Annotated in this window: 24 protein-coding genes and 1 tRNA gene; 24 read left to right on the top strand and 1 reads right to left on the bottom strand. The window is 66.9% G+C overall.

The window, feature by feature from the left end:
• Position 1: 1 nt before the first annotated feature.
• The 14 genes from WDC82_RS11605 to WDC82_RS11540 all read left to right on the top strand — a co-directional run bounded on the left by WDC82_RS11605 (position 2) and on the right by WDC82_RS11540 (position 9,856).
• Positions 2-241 (top strand): hypothetical protein, encoded by a 240-nt coding sequence (locus tag WDC82_RS11605; protein ID WP_340117477.1) that lies wholly within the window; start codon positions 2-4, stop codon positions 239-241.
• A gap of 139 nt (positions 242-380) precedes the next feature.
• Positions 381-935: a dCTP deaminase gene (gene dcd, locus WDC82_RS11600; RefSeq protein ID WP_340117476.1), complete on the top strand. Its 555-nt coding sequence runs from the start codon at positions 381-383 to the stop codon at positions 933-935.
• Between the two features lie 20 nt (positions 936-955).
• On the top strand, positions 956-2,245 hold the full coding sequence (murA, locus tag WDC82_RS11595) for a UDP-N-acetylglucosamine 1-carboxyvinyltransferase (protein ID WP_340117475.1): 1,290 nt from the start codon (positions 956-958) through the stop codon (positions 2,243-2,245).
• Between the two features lie 103 nt (positions 2,246-2,348).
• Positions 2,349-2,888: a DUF2948 family protein gene (locus tag WDC82_RS11590; protein ID WP_340117474.1), complete on the top strand. Its 540-nt coding sequence runs from the start codon at positions 2,349-2,351 to the stop codon at positions 2,886-2,888.
• Positions 2,889-3,074: 186 nt separating this feature from the next.
• Positions 3,075-3,752 (top strand): ATP phosphoribosyltransferase, encoded by a 678-nt coding sequence (gene hisG / locus WDC82_RS11585; RefSeq protein ID WP_340117473.1) that lies wholly within the window; start codon positions 3,075-3,077, stop codon positions 3,750-3,752.
• Entirely contained in the window at positions 3,742-5,049 is a 1,308-nt protein-coding gene (hisD, locus tag WDC82_RS11580; RefSeq protein ID WP_340117472.1) for a histidinol dehydrogenase, read from the top strand. The genes hisG and hisD overlap by 11 nt, the downstream gene beginning before the upstream one ends.
• A gap of 21 nt (positions 5,050-5,070) precedes the next feature.
• Positions 5,071-5,607: a UPF0262 family protein gene (locus tag WDC82_RS11575; protein ID WP_340117471.1), complete on the top strand. Its 537-nt coding sequence runs from the start codon at positions 5,071-5,073 to the stop codon at positions 5,605-5,607.
• A 6-nt stretch (positions 5,608-5,613) separates the two neighbouring features.
• Complete coding sequence (locus tag WDC82_RS11570; protein WP_340117470.1) at positions 5,614-6,057, top strand: arsenate reductase ArsC; 444 nt, start codon at positions 5,614-5,616, stop codon at positions 6,055-6,057.
• 220 nt (positions 6,058-6,277) lie between these two features.
• A complete protein-coding gene (gene infA, locus WDC82_RS11565) occupies positions 6,278-6,496 on the top strand; it encodes a translation initiation factor IF-1 (RefSeq protein WP_340117469.1) in 219 nt (72 codons plus the stop codon).
• A gap of 16 nt (positions 6,497-6,512) precedes the next feature.
• Complete coding sequence (locus WDC82_RS11560) at positions 6,513-7,166, top strand: nucleoside triphosphate pyrophosphatase (RefSeq protein ID WP_340117468.1); 654 nt, start codon at positions 6,513-6,515, stop codon at positions 7,164-7,166.
• Between the two features lie 7 nt (positions 7,167-7,173).
• Positions 7,174-8,361: a ribonuclease E/G gene (locus tag WDC82_RS11555; protein ID WP_340117467.1), complete on the top strand. Its 1,188-nt coding sequence runs from the start codon at positions 7,174-7,176 to the stop codon at positions 8,359-8,361.
• Between the two features lie 4 nt (positions 8,362-8,365).
• The gene (locus WDC82_RS11550) at positions 8,366-8,596 is read left to right on the top strand and encodes a DNA gyrase inhibitor YacG (RefSeq protein WP_370661545.1); all 231 of its coding nucleotides are present in this window, start codon (positions 8,366-8,368) and stop codon (positions 8,594-8,596) included.
• Positions 8,597-9,559 (top strand): trypsin-like peptidase domain-containing protein, encoded by a 963-nt coding sequence (locus WDC82_RS11545; RefSeq protein ID WP_340117466.1) that lies wholly within the window; start codon positions 8,597-8,599, stop codon positions 9,557-9,559. It begins immediately after the preceding gene.
• Positions 9,560-9,780: 221 nt separating this feature from the next.
• Positions 9,781-9,856, top strand: a tRNA-Phe gene (locus tag WDC82_RS11540).
• A 116-nt stretch (positions 9,857-9,972) separates the two neighbouring features.
• Here WDC82_RS11540 and WDC82_RS11535 read toward each other — a convergent pair.
• Positions 9,973-10,209 (bottom strand): hypothetical protein, encoded by a 237-nt coding sequence (locus tag WDC82_RS11535; RefSeq protein WP_340117465.1) that lies wholly within the window; start codon positions 10,207-10,209, stop codon positions 9,973-9,975.
• A gap of 461 nt (positions 10,210-10,670) precedes the next feature.
• Between WDC82_RS11535 and WDC82_RS11530 the strand changes: the two genes are divergently transcribed.
• The 10 genes from WDC82_RS11530 to soxA all read left to right on the top strand — a co-directional run bounded on the left by WDC82_RS11530 (position 10,671) and on the right by soxA (position 19,485).
• A complete protein-coding gene (locus WDC82_RS11530) occupies positions 10,671-11,390 on the top strand; it encodes a response regulator (protein WP_340117464.1) in 720 nt (239 codons plus the stop codon).
• Positions 11,391-11,431: 41 nt separating this feature from the next.
• Positions 11,432-12,886: an ATP-binding protein gene (locus WDC82_RS11525; RefSeq protein WP_340117463.1), complete on the top strand. Its 1,455-nt coding sequence runs from the start codon at positions 11,432-11,434 to the stop codon at positions 12,884-12,886.
• Positions 12,887-13,131: 245 nt separating this feature from the next.
• Complete coding sequence (locus WDC82_RS11520; RefSeq protein WP_340117462.1) at positions 13,132-13,599, top strand: (2Fe-2S)-binding protein; 468 nt, start codon at positions 13,132-13,134, stop codon at positions 13,597-13,599.
• Between the two features lie 13 nt (positions 13,600-13,612).
• Entirely contained in the window at positions 13,613-15,787 is a 2,175-nt protein-coding gene (locus tag WDC82_RS11515; protein WP_340117461.1) for a molybdopterin cofactor-binding domain-containing protein, read from the top strand.
• 1 nt (position 15,788) lies between these two features.
• Positions 15,789-16,163, top strand: a complete 375-nt coding sequence (locus WDC82_RS11510; protein WP_340117460.1) for a hypothetical protein — start codon at positions 15,789-15,791, stop codon at positions 16,161-16,163.
• Entirely contained in the window at positions 16,129-17,415 is a 1,287-nt protein-coding gene (locus tag WDC82_RS11505; RefSeq protein WP_340117459.1) for an NAD(P)/FAD-dependent oxidoreductase, read from the top strand. Before WDC82_RS11510 ends, WDC82_RS11505 begins: the two co-directional genes overlap by 35 nt.
• A gap of 44 nt (positions 17,416-17,459) precedes the next feature.
• Entirely contained in the window at positions 17,460-17,888 is a 429-nt protein-coding gene (gene soxX / locus WDC82_RS11500; protein WP_340117458.1) for a sulfur oxidation c-type cytochrome SoxX, read from the top strand.
• Positions 17,889-17,891: 3 nt separating this feature from the next.
• Positions 17,892-18,383 (top strand): SoxY-related AACIE arm protein, encoded by a 492-nt coding sequence (locus tag WDC82_RS11495; protein ID WP_340117457.1) that lies wholly within the window; start codon positions 17,892-17,894, stop codon positions 18,381-18,383.
• On the top strand, positions 18,383-18,700 hold the full coding sequence (gene soxZ / locus WDC82_RS11490) for a thiosulfate oxidation carrier complex protein SoxZ (RefSeq protein ID WP_340117456.1): 318 nt from the start codon (positions 18,383-18,385) through the stop codon (positions 18,698-18,700). Before WDC82_RS11495 ends, soxZ begins: the two co-directional genes overlap by 1 nt.
• Positions 18,697-19,485, top strand: coding sequence for a sulfur oxidation c-type cytochrome SoxA (gene soxA / locus WDC82_RS11485; RefSeq protein WP_340117455.1), 789 nt, complete (start codon positions 18,697-18,699; stop codon positions 19,483-19,485). The genes soxZ and soxA overlap by 4 nt, the downstream gene beginning before the upstream one ends.
• Positions 19,486-19,567 lie beyond the last annotated feature (82 nt).

The following is a 19,567-nucleotide window of genomic DNA, read 5'->3' as shown; positions in this document are numbered from 1 at the left end:
CATGTCGTCCGGCACCAAGTCTCCCAGCGAATCGCCGCCCGAGGCTCCCAAATCCCCCGCCACAGGGGCTGATTCGGGAACCGCAGCGCGGCCCGAGCCGCGCCCCAGCCCGCGTGAACAGCGGCTTGCCCAGGCCCTGCGCGACAACCTGCGCAAGCGCAAGGCCCAGCAGCGCGAGCGCAAGGATGAGCAGCGCGAGCGCAAAGATGAGGACCGCGAGCGCAAGGACGGCACGTCTTGACCAGGGGGACGGCCTTGAGAATCGCCGGGCGGCCCAGTAGAAACGCGCGTTCGGTCCCGGGTTGTTCTGGGGGCGGCCGGTACCGTCAACGCCGATACCATCAACGCCGATACTATCAACAAGGGGGAGCGTGACGGCCATGTCCATCATGCCGGACAGCTGGATTCGCGAAATGGCCACCACCCAGGGCATGATCGAGCCTTTCGTGGAAGCGCAGCGCCGCGAGGGGGTGATTTCCTACGGCGTCAGTTCCTACGGCTACGATGCCCGCGTCGCCGAGGAATTCAAGATCTTCACCAACGTCGACAACGCCATCGTCGACCCGAAGAACTTCTCCGACGACAGTTTCGTCGAGCGCGACACCAAGGTCTGCATCATCCCGCCGAATTCCTTTGTGCTGGCGCGCACCGTCGAATACTTCCGCATTCCGCGCGACGTACTGGTGATTTGCCTCGGCAAGTCGACCTACGCGCGCTGCGGCATCATCGTGAACGTGACGCCGCTGGAGCCGGAGTGGGAGGGCCACGTGACCCTGGAGTTCTCCAACACCACGCCGCTGCCGGCCAAGGTCTACGCCAACGAGGGCGCCTGCCAGTTCCTGTTCCTCAAGGGCGCCACGCCGCCCGACGTTTCCTATGCCGACCGCGCCGGCAAATATATGGGCCAGCGCGGCGTCACGCTGCCCCGGCTGTAAAGCTTCAGAAAAGAGATCGCATGGACCAGATCGTCATCCACGGCGGCCGCCGCCTCGTCGGCGAGATTCCGATCAGCGGCGCCAAGAACGCCGCCCTGCCGCTGATGGCGGCGAGCCTGCTGACCGGCGAGACCCTGCGGCTGTCCAACGTGCCGCATCTGGCCGACATCACCACCATGGCGCGCCTGCTGGCCCAGCATGGTGTCAGCCTGCACATGAACGGCGACGCCGAGAAGGGCAGTGGCGGCGGCGTGCTGGAGATGCGGGCTGAGACCATTTCCTCCTTCGTCGCGCCCTACGATCTGGTGCGCAAGATGCGCGCCTCGGTGCTGGTGCTGGGGCCGCTGGCCGCCCGGGTCGGCGAGGCCAAGGTTTCGCTGCCCGGCGGCTGCGCCATCGGTACCCGCCCCGTCGACCTGCACCTGCATGGCCTGGAGATGCTGGGCGCCGAGATCCGCCTGGAGGAAGGCTACGTCCACGCCCTGGCACCCAAGGGCCTCGTCGGTGCGAAGGTGGTGTTTCCCAAAGTCTCAGTCGGCGCCACTGAGAACCTGCTGATGGCCGCCTGCCTGGCCAAGGGCGAGACGCAGCTGCTCAACGCCGCGCGTGAGCCGGAGGTCGCCGATCTCGGTGAATGCCTGGTCAAGATGGGCGCGCAGATCGAGGGCTTGGGAACGGACCGCATCACCGTCCAGGGCGTTGACAGCCTGCACGGCGCCGAGCACAGCGTGGTGCCCGACCGCATCGAAACCGGCACCTACGCCATGGCCGCGGCGATCACCGGCGGCGAGCTGGAACTGATTGGCGGCCGCGCCGACCACCTGAGCGCGGTCATCGAGGTGCTGCACGAAGCCGGCATCTCGGTGAAAGAAACCCCGCGCGGCCTGAAGGTGAAGCGCGTGAGCGGCCCGGTGAAGGGCGTCGACGTGATGACCGAGCCCTACCCGGGGTTCCCGACGGACTTGCAGGCCCAGATCATGGCGCTTATGTCCACAGCCGACGGGGCGGCGATGATCACCGAATCGATCTTCGAGAACCGCTTCATGCACGTGCCGGAGCTGACGCGGATGGGGGCCAACGTGAATGTGCACGGCGCCTCGGCCATGGTGCGCGGCCAGCAGCGCCTGACCGGTGCCGAAGTCATGGCCACCGACCTGCGCGCTTCGGTGTCGCTGGTGCTGGCGGGCCTGGCGGCGGAGGGCGAGACGGTGTTGAACCGCGTCTATCACCTGGACCGCGGCTATGAGCACCTGGAGCAGAAGCTGGCCGCTTGCGGTGCCGACATCGTCCGGCGGCGCTCCCAGGAATAGCGCCCCGCAAGAGCCCTGCGGGGCAAAAGTCTGCCGGCATGGGATGGTACGAATTTGGGGTTATAGTGGGATACCGGAGAAGCATTGCGAGGGTAAGGCCGTCATGAGCGACGACAAGCCGCTGAAACTGCGCGCTCGCGACCCTGCGGACATGGACGTGGTTGCCGCCCTGCTGCAGGACGCCCTGGTCCCCCTGGGCGACATGAAGTATCTGGCCAAGGAAAAACGCTTCGTCCTGGTCGCGAACCGCTTTCGCTGGCACGGAGACCCTGCGGAGGACCCTCGCCCAGCGGCGCCCGAGCCGCAGCCCGAGGGCGAGGACGCCGCCTTCGCCGACGAAGCGGGCACGGCGCCGCCATTCGAGCGGGTCAACAGCGGCCTCTGCTTCGATAAGGTGGCGCGGGTGCGCTACCGGGGGCTGGCGCCCGGCAGCAAGGACGAGATCCTCAGCCTGCTCACCATTACCGCCCAGCCGGACGCCATCACCTTGATCTTCGCCGGCGAGGCCGCGGTGCGCCTGGAGGTCGAGGCGATCCGCTGCCACCTGGAGGACATCGGCCATCCCTGGCCGACCCGCTGGCGCCCCCAGCACGACTGGGAGCCGGCGGTGGCTGAAAAAGCCTCGGAAAACGAGCGCTCTTAGCCGTCCGGCTGCGCCGCGGCTGGCCCGCTAGCGGCAAAAGCCAGGGCCGGTCACGGCAAAAGCCCGGGCCGGTCACGGCAAAAGTGAGTGGCAATTCCGGGGAAAAATCGCCATACCAAGGGCCGCCGCGGCCCGCTCCCGTGCGGGCGGTCGCCTCTAGCAGTTCTTGAGAAGCGGAGCCCTGTCTTGTCCCCCCCGAATGCCTCGCCAAACGAGCCTTTGATCCTGGCTGTCCCGAAGGGCCGGATCCTGAAGGAATTAAGTCCGTTGCTGGCGCATGTCGGCATCGAGCCGGAGGCGGCTTTTGACGACGATGGCGCCCGTCAGCTCCGCTTTGCCACCAATCATCCGGGCCTCGACATCATCCGCGTGCGCAGTTTCGACGTGGCCACCTTCGTGGCCTTCGGCGCCGCCCACCTGGGCGTTGCCGGCAACGACGTGCTGATGGAGTTCGACTATCCGGAGCTCTATGCCCCGGTCGACCTCAAGATCGGCCACTGCCGCCTCTCGGTTGCCGCGCCGCGCCGCTTAGCCGAGAGCGACGACCCGAGCCGTTGGAGCCACATCCGCGTCGCCACCAAGTACCCGGGGATTACCCGGCGGCATTTCGCCGCGCGCGGCGTGCAGGCCGAGTGCATCAAGCTGAACGGCGCCATGGAACTGGCCCCGGGGCTCGGCCTGTGCCGGCGCATCGTCGACCTGGTCTCCACCGGCTCGACGCTGAAGGCCAACGACCTTGTCGAGGTGGAGACCATCGCGGAGGTGACGTCCCGCCTGATCGTCAACCGGGCAGCGTTGAAGACGCGCTCGGAAGAGCTGACCGGCTGGGTCGAGCGTTTCCGTGAGGCCGCCGATGCCGCTTAGGCTCGACTCTGCCGCCGCGGGCTTCGAGGCCGACTTCACTGCGCTGCTGAACAGCAAGCGCGAAGCCTCGGCAGATGTCGACGCCACCGTGGCGGCGATTGTTGCGGACGTGCGCGACCGTGGCGATGCGGCCCTCCTCGACTATACCCGGCGCTTCGACCGGCTCAGCTTGACGGCGGCCGAATTGCGCATCCCGCAGCGCGACCTCGACAAGGCGGTTGACGCCTGCGACCGGGAGACCGTTGCCGCGCTGGAACTCGCCGCCGAACGCATTACCGACTACCACCGACGCCAGAAGCCCGAAGATCTCGACTACCACGATGCGGCGGGTGTGCGGCTCGGCCACCGCTGGAGCGCGGTGGAGGCCGCCGGCCTCTATGTGCCGGGCGGCACTGCGGCCTATCCGTCCTCGGTGCTGATGAACGCGCTGCCGGCCAAGGTTGCCGGCGTCGAGCGCCTGGTCATGGTGGTGCCGACGCCCGACGGGGTAGTCGTGCCGCTGGTCCTTGCCGCCGCCAAGCTCGCCGGCGTCACAGAAGTCTACCGTGTCGGCGGCGCCCAAGCGGTGGCGGCGCTCGCCTTTGGCACCGCGACCATCGGCAAGGTCGACAAGATCGTCGGCCCGGGCAACGCCTACGTCGCCGCCGCCAAGCGCCAGGTCTTCGGCACCGTGGGCATCGACATGATTGCCGGCCCCTCGGAGATCCTAGTGGTGGCCGACGCCGACAACCGGCCGGACTTCATCGCCGCCGACCTGCTGTCCCAGGCAGAGCACGATGCCGCCGCGCAGTCGATCCTCATCACCGACGATGCCGGTTTCGCCGATGCCGTCGCCGCCGAGGTGGAAAAGCAGTTGCAGACTCTGCCGCGCACCGCCATCGCGCGGGAGAGCTGGGCGGCGCACGGCGCCATCATTGCCGTCGCCACGTTGGACGAGTCGGTGGCGCTGATCGACCGCGTGGCGCCGGAGCACCTGGAGCTGGCGGTCGCGGATCCCGATGCCCTGGCCGCCAAGGTGCGCAACGCCGGCGCCATCTTTCTTGGGCGCTATACGCCGGAGGCAATTGGCGACTATCTGGCGGGACCGAACCACGTGCTGCCCACCGCGCGTTCGGCGCGGTTTTCATCGGGCCTCTCGGTGCTGGATTTCATGAAGCGTTCTTCGCTGATTGGCTGCACGGCCGAGGCGCTGGCCGTGATCGGTCCGGCTGCCGTGCGGCTGGCGCAGGCCGAGGGTCTCGATGCCCACGCGCACTCCGTGGCGCTCCGCCTCGCGGCCAACCCGGAGCCCTCCTGACGAAAGAGCGAGTTAGCGGGGATGACCGAAAATTCCGAGAATGGCGACGCCGAAGAAGATGACGCCCGGCCGGAAGAAGTTCAGCCGAAGGGCAGTGAACGGCTGACCAGCATCACGCTGGACGACAGTGCGGTGATCCGGCGCAGCCCAGAGGTCGAGCACGAGCGGGCAGTCGCCATCTACGATCTGCTGGAGGACAATGCCTTCCGCCCGCAGGGCGACTACAACGGCCCCTATCACCTGCACCTCTCGATCGCCGAAAACCGCCTGCAGATGGAGATCCTCACCGAGGCCGACACCCCCCTGGAAACGGTCGCGCTGCCGCTGCTGCCGTTCCGCCGCGTGGTGCGCGACTACTTCGCCATCTGCGAGAGCTATTACGAGGCGATCAAGACGTCGAGCCCTGCCAAGATCGAGGCGATCGACATGGGCCGGCGCGGCCTTCACAACGAAGGTTCCGAACTGCTGCGCGAGCGCCTCGACGGCAAGATCGAGATCGACTTCGACACCGCGCGCCGGCTGTTCACGCTGATCTGCGTCCTGCATATCCGGGGTTAGGATCACGTGGGCGATCTTCCCGAAGCCGTCCTCTTCGCCTGCACGATGAATTCCGTGCGCTCACCGATGGGCGAGGCGCTGTTGAAGCATCTGCTCGGCCACCGCATCTACGTCGACTCGGTCGGGGTGCGCGCCCGCGAGATCGACCCCTTCGCCGTGGAGGTGATGGACGAGATCGGCATCGATCTCTCCAGGCACCGGGCCAAGTCCTTCGACGACCTGGAGGACACCTCCTTCGACCTCATCATCTCGCTGTCGCCGGAGGCCCAGCACCAGGCGGTCGAGCTGACCCGCACCATGGCCTGCGACGTCGAGTTCTGGAACACCTTCGACCCCAGCCTGGTCGAGGGCAACCGCGCGGCCCGCCTGCAGGCCTACCGGGATGTGCGCGACCAGCTGAAAAAGCGCATCGAGGAGCGCTTCACCTTGGACCTGAAGCCGGCGCACTGACCGCTCCAAGGGAAAGTTGCAGTAAAATCAAAGACTTTCGCTGCTTCTTGGTATCTAACAGGGGTGTTTGTCCTCTCCGGCGGTTTTCTGTATGATCCGCGCGCTCTCCCGAAAAGCGCGAAAACTGCCTTGGGGGGCGGAGACGAACCGGGCCGGCGCGAGAAGCCGCGGCGGCGGCGCGACCATGAGTCGCCGAGATTAGGCAAGATAAGAAGGACAGATGGCCAAGGAAGATCTGCTGGAATTCCAAGGTACCGTCGTTGAGCTGCTGCCCAACGCGATGTTCCGCGTGAAGCTGGACAATGACCATGAAGTGCTGGCGCACACCGCCGGCAAGATGCGCAAGCACCGCATTCGCGTTCTGGCGGGCGACCGCGTGAACGTCGAGATGACGCCCTATGATCTGAGCAAGGGCCGCATCACCTTCCGCTATAAGTGAGCGGACGGGCCAGGGCATGGCCGCCGTCCGACCGGAGCAATCCGCTGTAAGAGCGCTGCAGGCCCAGATCGATCCTGGACCTGAACCGGCGCCGCTGGTGCTCGCCTCGGCCTCGCCGCGGCGTCTGCAGTTGTTGCAGCAGGTCGGCTTCATGCCTGCCGACGTGGACCCCGCCGACATCGACGAGACGCCGCGGAAACGCGAGCTGCCGCACCTCTATGCGCGCCGCGTTGCGGCCGGCAAGCTGGACGCCGTCGCGTCGCGCCATCCGGGTGCTTTCCTGCTGGCCGCCGACACCGTGGTCGCCGTCGGCCGCCGCATCCTGCCGAAGGCGGAGACGCAGGCGCAGGCGCGGCACTGCCTGGAACTGCTTTCCGGCCGCCGCCACAAAGTCCTGGGCGGTGTTGCCGTGCAGGCGCCCGACGGCCGGCGCGCGCAGGTGCTGGTCACCACCGCGGTTTTCTTCAAGCGGCTCTCGGAGGAAGAAATCCGCGCTTACCTGGCCAGCGGCGAGTGGCAGGGCAAGGCAGGCGGCTATGCCATCCAGGGCAAGGCGGCAGCCTTCATCCCAAAGATCATCGGATCCTATCCCAACGTGGTCGGGCTGCCCCTGGTGGAGACCTGCAATCTCCTGAGCGGCCTCGGCTACCGTCCCGGTAGTCGGACGTGATCCGACGATGGCCGAACTCTTCGTTTCCGCGCTGCCTGGTGAGATCCGTGCCGCCGTCCTTCGCGACGATCTGCTGGATGACTTGCTGATCCTGCGCGACGCGCCAGGAGAGAGCAAAGGCGTTGAGGCCGGCGACGTTTTCCTGGCCAAGGTGCAGCGCTTCGACAAGGGCCTCGACGGTGCCTTCGTCGACCTCGGCCTGGAGCGTCCCGGGCTGCTGCCGCGTAAGGAGATGCCCGGTGCAATCTCCGGCGGTGCGGTGCCGCCGGAAGGAACGCCTGTCGCCGTAAAAGTCCTGCGCGCGCCCGCCGACGATAAGGGCGCGCGGGTCTCCGCCAAGGGCATCGACGTCGATGTTAAGGGTCTGAAGGCTCCGGCGCGGCTGGCGGCCGGGCAGGGCGCCTTGGCGGGTCTCGTCGCGCGGGCGCAGCCGCAGGGGATCGTCTGCGACGACGCGGCGCTGCTGCGGCAACTGAAGGAACATGCCGGCAAGGACTGCGAGGCGGCGCTGCATAGCGCCGCGACACCCCTGTTCGAAGCCAAAGGCCTGGAAGAAGAGATCGACGCGCTGCTGGCGCCGGGCGCGGCGTTGCCTGCCGGCGGATCCCTGCTCTTCGAGCCGGGGCAGACGCTCACCGCCATCGACGTGAACGCGGGACGGAGCGACGCGCGCGGCGGTTCGGCCGCCCAGGCCAGGGCGGTCAACCTCGCCGCCGTGCCGGTCATCGCGCGCCACTTACGCCTGCGTGCGCTGTCCGGCCTCATCGTTATCGACTTTCTCACCATGAAGTCTCCCGATGACCGCAAGGCGATCGCCGCCGCGCTGCGCCAGGCGGTGGCGGACGACCCGGAGCCCTGCCAGGTCTTCGGCGTGTCGCCTTCGGGCCTCCTGGAGATGACCCGGCGGCGGGGCCGCCCGCCGCTGCACGAGTTGCTTTGCCGGCCCTGCGGCATCGCCGGCTCCGGGCGCGTGAAGACGCCGGAGACGCTGGCCTACGAGGCGCTGCGCGCGGTGGCGGCCGGGGCTTTTGGACGGGTGGTGACGACGATCACCCTCAAGGTCGCGCCGGAAGTGGCGGTGGCGCTGCGAGGTGCCCAGGCGGCGGCGCTCGTTGCCGTGGAGCAGCGTCTCGGCCGCGCCGTTCATGTCGCGCCGGACCCCTTGGTCGAGACTTGCGAGCTCGTGTTAAACTAAATCTATGAGCAACGACGATTCCGATAGCAGGGTGGTGCCGATGCCGCGCAAGGGCGGCGGCCCGCGTAAGTGCCCGATCTGCCAGAAGCCGGCGGTACACCGCTTCCGGCCCTTCTGTTCACAGCGCTGCGCCGACATCGATCTCGGGCGTTGGGTGAAAGGCATCTACGCCATCCCGACGAACGAAGCCCCCGAGGCCGAACCCGCCGCCGAAGACGCCGAAGAGGATCTCTAGATGGTGCGCCGCTGGGCGGTTTTGAGCCTCGCCGCTCTCGTCGTCATCTCGGCGCCCGCCGCTGCTTTCGAGGCGCCCTTCAGGGCCGGGGTCCTTGATTCCGTCGTCTCGGTGCTGCCGCTGTGGCCGGGCCAGCCTCAGGGCGGCCAGCCGGACCTGCCGCCCGGCACGGCGCCCGAGGGGACGGCGGTGGCCATCGCCCCCGGTGGCTACCTGGCGACGGCGCTGCACGTGGTCGATCAGGCGGTCGCGGTCACCGTGCGCCTGCCGGACGGCCGCCATGCCGCCGCCGAGGTGATCGGCAAGGACGCCGCCAGCGACCTCGCGCTGCTGAAGATCGATAGCGACCTGCCGCCCTTGCCCTACGCGCCGGAACCGGAGCTGGGCGCGCCGGTCTGCGCTGTCGGCAACCAGTTCGGCCTCGATCTTTCGGTCAGCTGCGGCGTGGTTTCGGCGCTCCACCGCGCCGGCACAGGTTTCAACACCGTGGAGGACTTCGTGCAGACCGACGCCGTGGTGAACCCGGGTGCTTCCGGCGGCGCTCTGGTGGACGGCGAGGGGCGCCTGGTCGGCCTGCTCTCGGCCATCTTCACCATGGAGAGCGATGCCAACATCGGCGTGAACTTCGCCGCCTCGGCCGCCTTGGTGCGCCGGGTGATGGAGGATCTGAAAGACCACGGCCAGGTTCGCCGCGGCAAGGCGGGGCTCGGCCTCGATGACCTGGACGAGGCCGAGCGTTTCCGCCACGCCGGCGTCAAGGTGCGCGGCGTGCTGCCCGGTGGCGCCGCCGAGGCCGCCGGGGTCAAGGCCGGCGATTTCCTCACTGCCGTCGACGGCCGACCGGTCCGCAAGGTGGCCGAGGCCATCGCCGCCATCCAGCTGAAGAAGCCGGGTCAGGCCGTCGTCCTGGCTCTTGAGCGCGCCGGCCGGCCTTTGACCGTAAGCCTGATCCTGGCGCCCTGAGGGGACTTGGGGGCGCGTTCACGAAGGCCGCAGGGTCGCTGGGCCGGCGCGGGCAAATCCCCGGAAAATCAGCCCGAAATCCACCAAGAAATCCGCCCCGAAGGGCTGGACAGAGCCGGCCCCAGGGCCTATAAGCCTGCGTCGCTGCTGATGCAGCCGATGGACGGGCCGCGGCGGTACAGATGACCGCCCCATACCAACGCGAAGGCCCGCTCTCCAGTGCCCAGGTAGCTCAGTTGGTAGAGCACATGACTGAAAATCATGGTGTCGGTGGTTCGACTCCGCCCCTGGGCACCACTTTCTTTTTATGAACAATTTCAATAACTTAAGGCGCAAGAATCGGGTTCGAATTGGCCCGACTTATCTGTGCCGCAGGTGCCCGTCGGGCGGCGGCCAGGAACGGCTGGTCTGAGTCAGCCGCGGCAGGGGAAAGGCACTGCTTCACCGTCATTTGCGACCTGCACTGCATCCAGGTCTGCCGGAAGGTTAGCGGGGAGCGAAGCCGTTCGCTGATCGTCATGGCCGCCAGGGAGCGACCCCAGGCTGCCGATGGAGAAGAGAACGGCGAAGACGAACGTCAATGCCAGGTCAGCGCGCCGGCGATGATGGTCCGGGGCATGATCCTGCCAGTGGTAGTTCTCGTAGTGCATGGAGATCTCCTGTTGGATCGGGCTGGCTGTCCCTACCCCCGGACGGCGAGCCCTTGGACGGCAGCGGACAATTTTCCTTCCCGGTACGGTCGCGGCTAGCGATGCCGGCCCAAGCAGCGCAGCAGCAGGCTTGCGCGCAGCTGGCGCCGCAGCGCCGTCCGCCAATGGCCGGGGCAGACTTGGACCCGGTCGCTGCAGCGCCGCGCCGGGACAGGGCATGCCCGGGTGGGGCACAGGCGGAACGGAGTGGTCATCGGTCGGTCCCTTCTGTTCGCTTTTGACGCTGCACAGGATCCAAGCTTGACGTCGGGGTGTCGCAGAAGTTTGCCGAAAGGAAAGGGCAAACGCCGCGAAGGGTCGCAAGGGGGCACCCTGACATAGTTTGATACAAAAAAACCCGGCACAGCTTCAAAGCGCTTGTGGTATCGATAGGTGAGATCGATAGGGCGTGAAGACATCAGATGGAACCGACGCCTCATATCGCCATCGTCGACGATCACAAGGACATCCGCGAGTTGGTCGCCCGCTACCTGGGCGAACATGGCTACCGCGTGAGCGTCGCCGAAAGCGCGGTCGCTTTGCGGCGCCTGCTGCAACGCAGCGCGCCGGATCTCATCGTGCTCGACATCATGATGCCGGGCGAGGACGGCCTGTCGGTCTGCCGCGATCTGCGCACCACGGGCAACCTGCCTATAATCCTGCTGACGGCGGTAGCCGAAGACACCGATCGCATCATCGGCCTGGAGATGGGCGCCGACGACTACGTCACGAAGCCCTTCAACCCGCGTGAACTGCTTGCCCGCGTGAAGGCTGTCCTGCGCCGCGTTCAAAGCCTGCCGCCGCGACAATCCCTGCCGCCAGGAAAGGCGATCCGCTTCGATCGCTGGACTCTCGAGGTCGGCCGCCGCGAACTGGTCAGCGCCGACGGCGTGGCGGTGCCGCTCAGTACGGCTGAGTTCCGCTTGTTGTCCGCGCTGCTCGATCACCCGGGCATGGTGCTGACGCGCGACCAGCTTCTCGACCTGACGGTGGGGCGCGCGGCCGACGTCTATGACCGCAGCATCGACAACCAGGTCAGCCGGCTGAGGCGCAAAATCGAGCTGGATCCGAAGAATCCCCTGCTGATCAAGACGCACTGGGGCGGTGGATACAGCTTCGCGGCCGAGGTCACACCGGCATGAAGCAAGGCGCCGGCAGAGCATGCTCGTGGAGCCGTCGTCTGTTGCCGAACAGCCTGACCGGTCAGCTCATCGGGTTCATGCTGCTCGCCCTGGTGTTGTCCCAGGGCATCAGCTTCCTCATCTACTGGGACGAGCGCGGCCATGCGCTGCGGGAGGTGCTGAAGGAGGAATTCCTGGTTCGCAGCGCTTCGGTCGCCCGCCTGTTGGAGAGTTCGCCACGGGTGTACCATGCCGGCATCCTTCAGGCCGTCGGCACCAATTACACGCGCTTCTGGCTGACAGACGAGAACCCCGATGACATTGTGACCTGGCAACAGGAGGCCTGGCGTCGGCTGAAGCAGCCGTTGCCGGCCGGACCGGCTCAGGAGGTTGCTCCTCCACAGCCGGACACGATGGCGGGGCGCGACGAAGGGGCGCGTAGCGGCAGCGGCATTGTCGGCCGGCCGGCCATCGCTGCCGAAGCCGCGTCCTGGAGTGCATTGTCCCCGGCGGCGTGGGCGCTGCACCGGCCGGCCCGCTATGTGCGGCTGGACGACACCTATGGGTCCGGCCTCACGGTGCGCTTGTCGAACGGACAATGGTTGAACGTTGCCTTTGCGAAGCCCACCGGCGGGTCGGCCTGGCTGTCGCAGTCCAGCGTCTCTCTCGCCATCACCGCGATACTTCTCTCGCTGATCGCGGTTCTGGCGGCACGCCGTATCGCGAGGCCGCTGCGTCGGCTGGCTTATGCCGCGGAAGCCTTCGGCCGCGGCGAGGAGACCGTCCATCTGCCGGAGGAAGGCCCCAGCGATGTCCGCCGCACCGCGGAAGCCTTCAACCGCATGCAGGATCGCCTCCGGCGTTTCGTTGCCGACCGCACCAGTATGTTGGCTGCCATCGGCCACGACCTGCGCACGCCGATCACATCGCTGCGGCTGCGCGCGGAATTCGTCGCCGACAAGGAGATGCGCGACAAGATTCTCACCACCCTAGATGAAATGCAGATGATTACCGAGGCGACGCTCGCCTTCGCGCGCGAGGACGCCGTCGGCGAGACCACACGGCTGGTTGACCTGGCGGCACTCGCCGAAAGCCTCTGTAGCGACCTTGCGGACCTTGACTGGGACGTCACCTTCGTCGAGTGCGAGAGGACGCCCTACCGGTGCAGGCCGGCCGCGCTGCGCCGGGCGCTCCGTAATCTGATCGAAAATGCGGTGCGCTATGGCGCCGCGGCCAGCGTAGCCGTGCAGCCGTCGCAAGAGTGGCTGGAAATCATCGTCGACGATAACGGCCCGGGCATTCCTGATGCCCAGCTCGAGCAGGTCTTTGCGCCGTTTGCGCGATTGGAAAGCTCGCGCAGCAGGGCAACCGGCGGCGTCGGGCTGGGCTTGTCTATCGCCCGCACTATGGCGCGCAGTCACGGCGGCGACATCGTCCTCGTCAATCGCCAGGCCGGCGGCCTGCGGGCGGTGATCCGCTTGCCGCGGGACCGCGTGCCCTTGGATCGTCCGCAGTAGTCCGGCCGGCGCCATGGCGCCGATGTCGGGTCGCAACTTTGTATCAAAGTGTGCCGCTGGGCCGTCCGGTGAGAATTCACCACAATTTCCGGGCGGCTGGACATACTTCGGGGACAGTTGGCGCCTAGGCTGCACTCCTGCGTCACCGGGACCGACCGGAGTCGAAGGCGCCCTTGGGTGCCGTCCGTTGCCGATTGATGCTGCGCATGAAAACAGCAGGGAAATCGAAAGGAAAGGGAACAGCCATGGCTCGCTTGACTATCAACGGAGCGCCGCGCGATGTCGAGGTGGATCCGGACACACCGCTCCTTTGGGCGCTGCGCGAACAGTTGGGCATGACGGGGACGAAGTTCGGCTGCGGCATCGCGCAATGCGGCTCTTGCACCGTGCTCGTCGACGGGGTCGCAACACGGTCCTGTGTCCTTCCGATCGGCGCCATCATGCCGGAGCAGGAGATCGTCACCATCGAGGGGCTATCGCCTGACGGCTCGCATCCTGTGCAGAAGGCCTGGCTGGCCCTGGACGTGCCGCAGTGCGGCTATTGCCAGTCGGGCATGATCATGGCGGTCGTCGGGCTTCTGCAGCAGAACGGCAATCCGACGGATGCGGATATCGATGCCGAGATCACAAACATCTGTCGCTGCGGAACCTATAACCGCGTCCGTGCCGCCATCAAGATGGTGGCCGACAACGACGAAACCCAGGCCGGGTGAGGGGGAGACAACAATGCTTAGCGCACCAACCGTAACTCGCCGCAACTTCATCGTCGGGTCTGCCGCCGCCGTAGGCGGCCTTTCTCTCGGTTTCAGCGTTCCCTTTCCCGGCGGGGCACAGGCCGATGCCATCGCGCCCGAGATCAACGCCTGGGTCGTGGTCCGGCCGGATGATACCGTCGTCATCCGTATCGCCCGTTCCGAGATGGGACAGGGGACTCTTACCGGCCTTGCTCAACTCGTTGCCGAGGAATTGGAGTGCGACTGGTCGAAGGTCACCACGGAGTATCCGACGCCAGGCGAGAACATTGCCCGTAACCGCGTCTGGGGCAGCTTCTCGACCGGCGGCAGTCGCGGCATCCGTGAGTCCCACGACTACGTGCGGCGCGGCGGCGCGACGGCGCGCGAGATGCTAATTGCCGCCGCCGCGGATGAATGGCAAGTCCCGGCGGCCGAGTGCTCCGTGGCCAAGGGCGTGATCACCCATAGTCCGAGCGGCCGCAGCGTCACCTATGGTCAGGTGGCAACGGCCGCCGCCGCGATGACACCGCCGGCCGAGGTGGCGCTGAAGGATCCGAGCGAGTGGATCATCGCCGGCAAGCCGCTGCCGCGGCTCGATACCGCCGACAAGCTGACAGGCAAGCAGATCTATGGCGTCGACATGGTGCGCCCGAACATGCTGAATGCCGCGATCCGCGCCTGCCCGGTGTTCGGTGGCCGCGTTGCCAGCTTCGATGCTGCCGCGGTTTCAGGCATGCCGGGGGTCCGGCAGGTGGTTCAGGTCGATGACACATCGGTTGCCGTCGTTGCCTCCACCTGGTGGCAGGCGAAGACGGCGCTCGACAACCTCCCGATCGAGTGGGACGACGGGCCCAACAGCGGCGTCAGCAGTGACACAATCGCCGCGATGCTGGCCGAGGGACTGGAGGCGGATGAGGCCTTCATTGGCAACGAGGCCGGGGACGCACGCGGCGCCCTTGCCAATGCCGCGCAAACCGTGACGGCGGTATACGCCTTTCCCTTCCAGAACCACGCCACCATGGAGCCGATGAATGCGACGGCGGTCTATACGGACGATCGCTGTGAGGTCTGGTGCCCGACGCAGAACGGTGAGGCGAGCCTGGCCGCGGTAGCGGAGGCGTCGGGCCTGCCCGTCGAGCGATGCGAAGTCTACAAGCTGCACCTGGGCGGTGGCTTCGGCCGGCGCGGCAACTTCCAGGACTATGTGCGCCAGGTGGTCAGCATCGCCAAGCAGATGCCGGGCACGCCGATCAAGCTCATCTGGTCGCGCGAAGAGGACATGCTGCACGGCGCCTACCACCCGATAACCCAGTGCAAGCTTACCGGCGGCCTGGATGCCGACGGCAACCTGTCCGCCCTGCATATGCGTATCTCCGGCCAGTCGATTCTCGCCGCCGTGCGCCCGCAGGCCATGCAGGGCGGGCGCGACCCCGTGGTCTTCCAGGGCCTGCATGCCGGCGGTGACGAGTATACGCTCGGCTATTCGATCGACAACCTGCTGATCGATCACGCCATGCGTAACCCGCCGATCCCGCCAGGCTTTTGGCGCGGGGTAAATCTCAACCAGAATGCCATCTACATGGAATGCTTCATGGACGAGTTGGCGCATGCCGCCGGCCAGGATCCGCTGGCCTTCCGGCGCAAGTTGATGGCCAATCATCCAAAGCACCTGGCGGTACTGGAGGCCGTTGCCGAGCGCATCGGTTGGGAAACGGCGCCGCCGGAGGGCGTACACCGCGGTCTTGCCCAGATCATGGGCTTCGGCAGCTACGTGGCCGCGGCCGCGGAGGTGTCCGTGACTGACGGGGTGCTGCGGATGCACCGGATTGTGGCCGCGACTGATCCCGGCCATGTGGTCAATCCGGCCCAGGTCGAGCGCCAGGTCGAGGGCTCCTTCGTCTATGGGCTTTCCGCGTGCCTCTATGGTGAGTGCACGGTGGACGGCGGTCGCATCGAGCAGGAGAACTTCGACACCTACAACGTGCTGCGTATGGCAGAGATGCCGGCGGTGGAAACCATCGTCATGCCATCGGGCGGATTCTGGGGCGGGGTTGGTGAGCCGACCATCGCCGTGGCCGCGCCAGCCGTATTGAACGCCATCTTCGCCGCCACCGGAAAGCGCATCCGCCGCTTGCCGCTGATGAACCACGACCTGCGGTCAACCTGAGATGATTGTGGCCGCCTTGCCTCATCCCGAGCGCCCTCTGAATTTGTACGGGTGGCTTTCGATGGGGTGGGGCGGCCTCACCTTCGTCGCCGTGGCCGTGGCTTTGTGCTGCCCGGCGATGGCTCAGCAGGCGCCATCGGGCGCGGTCTCCTGTTCCGGCTGCCATGCTTCCGCGGGCAGCGGCGGCCCGGTGGCCAGCCTGGCCGACCGTCCTGCCGAAGAGATCGTCACCGCGCTGCTTCAGTATCGTTCGGGCGAGCGCACGGCCACAGTCATGGATCGCATCGCCAAGGGATTTTCAGATGACGAGATTCACGCGATCGCGGAGTGGTTTGCCGCAGGTGGCGAGCAGTCCGCGCGGCGCAGCCAGCCGTAGGTGGTTTCTCAAGGGTCTGGCGGCGAGTGGCGCTGCGGCGCTTTATGCTCCGCGGGTACGGGGCCAGCAGCCGGCCCACGTCGTGGTGGTCGGTGGTGGTTTCGCGGGTGCGAGCTGCGCACGGACCCTCAAGCGGCTGGGCCCGGAACTGGCGGTGACGCTGATCGAGCCGTCTCTGCGCTTCACCGCCTGTCCGTTCAGCAATCCGGTGATCGCCGGGCTGCGTGAGATGGATGCCCAGCAGTTCGGCTACGACGCGCTCAGGCGCGACGGCGTCGCCGTCGTGTCGCAGGCGGCGGTCGCGGTGGATGCCGAGTCCCGCCACGTCACTATCGCTGATGGCACGGTCTTCAGCTACCAGCGCCTGGTGATGGCTCCTGGCATCGATCTGCGCTTCGACGCCACTCCCGGCTACGATGCCGTCGCAGCGGAAGCCATGCCGCATGCCTGGAAGGCCGGAGCGCAGACCCTTCTCCTGCGCCGGCAGCTTGAGGCCATGGACGACGGCGGCGTTGTAGTGATGTCGGTCCCGGCCAGTCCCTATCGCTGTCCGCCCGGACCTTACGAACGGGCCAGCCTCATTGCGCATTACCTGAAGACACATAAGCCGCGCTCCAAGCTGATCGTGCTGGATGCCAAGGACCGTTTCTCCAAGCAGGGGCTGTTCGAAGCGGCCTGGCAGTCGCTCTACCCGGGCCTGCTGGAATGGGTGTCGCTTTCGTTCGGCGGGCAGGTCACCGAGGTTCAGCCCGCCTCGATGATGCTAGTCACCGACTTCGCGCGCCATCGCGCCGATGTCGCCAACGTCATACCACCACAGCGTGCGGGGGCGATCGCGACGGCGGCCGGCGTCGCCGACCAGACCGGCTGGTGCCCCATCGACCCGGTCACCTTCGAATCCCGCCTGCAACCGGGCATTCACGTTATCGGGGATGCCGCCATCGCAGGCGCCATGCCGAAATCGGCCTTCGCCGCCGACAGCCAGGCCAAGGTCTGCGCCGCCGTGATCGTCGACCTTCTGCGCGATCAGGTGCCGTCCGCGCAGAAGCTGGTGAACACCTGCTACAGCCTGGTGGCGCCGGACTATGGGATCTCGGTCGCCGGCGTGTACCACCCGCGCGGTGGCTTGCTGGCGGAGGTCGAAGGTGCCGGCGGCACCAGCCCCGCGGATGCGGGGCCGGCCTTCCGGTTGCAAGAAGCACGCTATGCGGAGGCGTGGTTTGATACCATCACCACCGCCGTATTCGGTTAGGAAAGCCCGGGTGGATGAGAGGTCGGATAAGGTGCGCGACAGCCATGACGGTGCTGGCCATCGCGGTCGGCGCGCCGGCCGCGGCGGAGGGCGTCCTGAGGGACTACCGGGTGGATGGCGACGCCATCGAGCGTCCGCTGACCGGCCGGCCGGGCGACGCGGCGCGCGGGGAGGCGCTGGTCGCCGACCGGCGCCGAAGCCTGTGCCTGCTCTGTCATACCGGGCCGTTTCCGCAGCCCCATGCACAGGGAACCCTGGCGCCGGACCTGCGTGGCGTCGGCGCCCGCCTGAGCGAAGGCCAGTTGCGATTGCGCGTGGTGGATATGCGGCGCCTTGCGCCGTCCAGCATCATGCCCTCCTACTACCGGGTCGATGGCCTCACGCGTGTCGGTCGCGCGTGGCAGGGCAGGCCGGTGCTCACCGCCGAGGAGATCGAAGATATCGTCGCCTTTCTGATGACATTGAAGGAATGAGGCATGAGCGCCGAACCCGATACAGTTCATAGAGTGGCGCTGCGGGGCCGCCTGGGTCGCCGCGCATTGCTGGCCGGCGCCATCGGCATTACCGCTCTGGCGATGGTGCGCCCGGCGCAGGCGCGACCCGGTCTGGATGCCGCGGTCGCAGACTTTGCCGGCGGCAGGGAAGTGCAGGCCGGGCGCGTGCGCTTCGACATCCCGCCCCTGGTGGAGAACGGCAACGCCGTGGGCGTCTCCATCGCCGTGGAGAGCCCGATGACCCAGCTGGATCACGTGACGCGGATTGCCTTGTTTAACGAGAAGAATCCGCAGGCCGATATGGTTGTCTTTCACCTCGGCCCGAGGGCGGGGCGCGCGGCGGTATCTACCCGTGTCAGGCTGGCTACGTCGCAGACGATTGTCGCCTTGGCGGAAATGAGTGACGGCAGCGTGTGGTCTGCCAGAGCGAACGTAGTCGTGACCCTGGCGGCCTGCATTGAGGATTTGCTGTGATGCGCAGTATGATCAACGTTCCCAAAACGGCGAAGGCGGGCGAGATCATCGAGATCAAGACGATGATCGCGCATCCGATGGAGACCGGCTATCGCACCGGCACGAACGGCACGACGATTCCCCGCAACATCATCACCCGCTTTGTCTGCACCTACGATGGCGAAGAGGTGTTCTCGGCGGATCTGTTCCCGGCGGTGGCCGCCAATCCGCTGATCGCCTTCACCACCGTGGCCCTGCGCTCCGGGACACTGACCTTCGCATGGACCGACGACAGCGGCGCGACGCAGAGCGAGAGTGTGGAGATCGTGGTGGCATGAACCGCTGGGTGCAGGGTTTTCTGGCTGTCTGCGCTGCACCGCTCGCTGGGGTTCTGTGGATAGAAGCCGACGCTGCGTCGCCAGATGACAAGCGATCCGGCGTCGAATTCGTCTCGCCGCAGACGCGTCAGCTGCAGGAGGACGATACCAGCAATCCAGGGATGCTATGGGTGCTGGAGGGGGAACAGCTGTGGCAAGAACCCGCAGGCTACCGCGCTACGGCCTGCGCAGACTGCCATGGTGCCGCCGAAACGGTCATGCGCGGCGTTGCCACGCGTTATCCGCAATTGGACGAACAGAGCGAACGTACCGTCGACCTGCAAGGGCGGGTCAATCTCTGCCGGACCAGGCACCAGGAAGCGGCGGCGCTGGCATTCGAGAGCCAGGAATTGCTCGCCCTGACGGCCTTTATAGGCTACCAGTCGCGCGGCATGCCACTGACCGCGTCCGAGGACGAGCGGCTCACGCCTTTCATCGATAGCGGCCGTCGGCTCTATAGCCGGCGCATGGGGCAGCTCGATCTCGCCTGCGCGGACTGTCACGATGCGCGCTGGGGTCAGCGGCTCAGCGGCAGTCTCATCCCGCAAGCGCACCCGACCGGCTATCCGGTCTATCGGCTGGAATGGCAGACGGTCGGCTCCCTGCAGCGACGGTTCCGCAATTGCATGGTCGGCGTGCGTGCGGAACCTTTCGACTACGGTGCGCCGGAAATGGTCGACCTGGAACTGTATCTTCGACAGCGCGCAGCCGGCCTGCCGATCGAGACGCCGGCAGTCCGGCCTTGATCCCGCTGCCTGCCCTGGCAGGCGTCATAGGGCGGCGCAGATGGGTCTGTCAGCTGTTGAAACGCTTCGGTACCGACATCAC

The organism is Pelagibius sp. 7325, assembly GCF_037652055.1.
Classification (GTDB): domain Bacteria; phylum Pseudomonadota; class Alphaproteobacteria; order Kiloniellales; family Kiloniellaceae; genus Pelagibius.
This window is presented reverse-complemented; position numbering and strand designations above follow the sequence as displayed.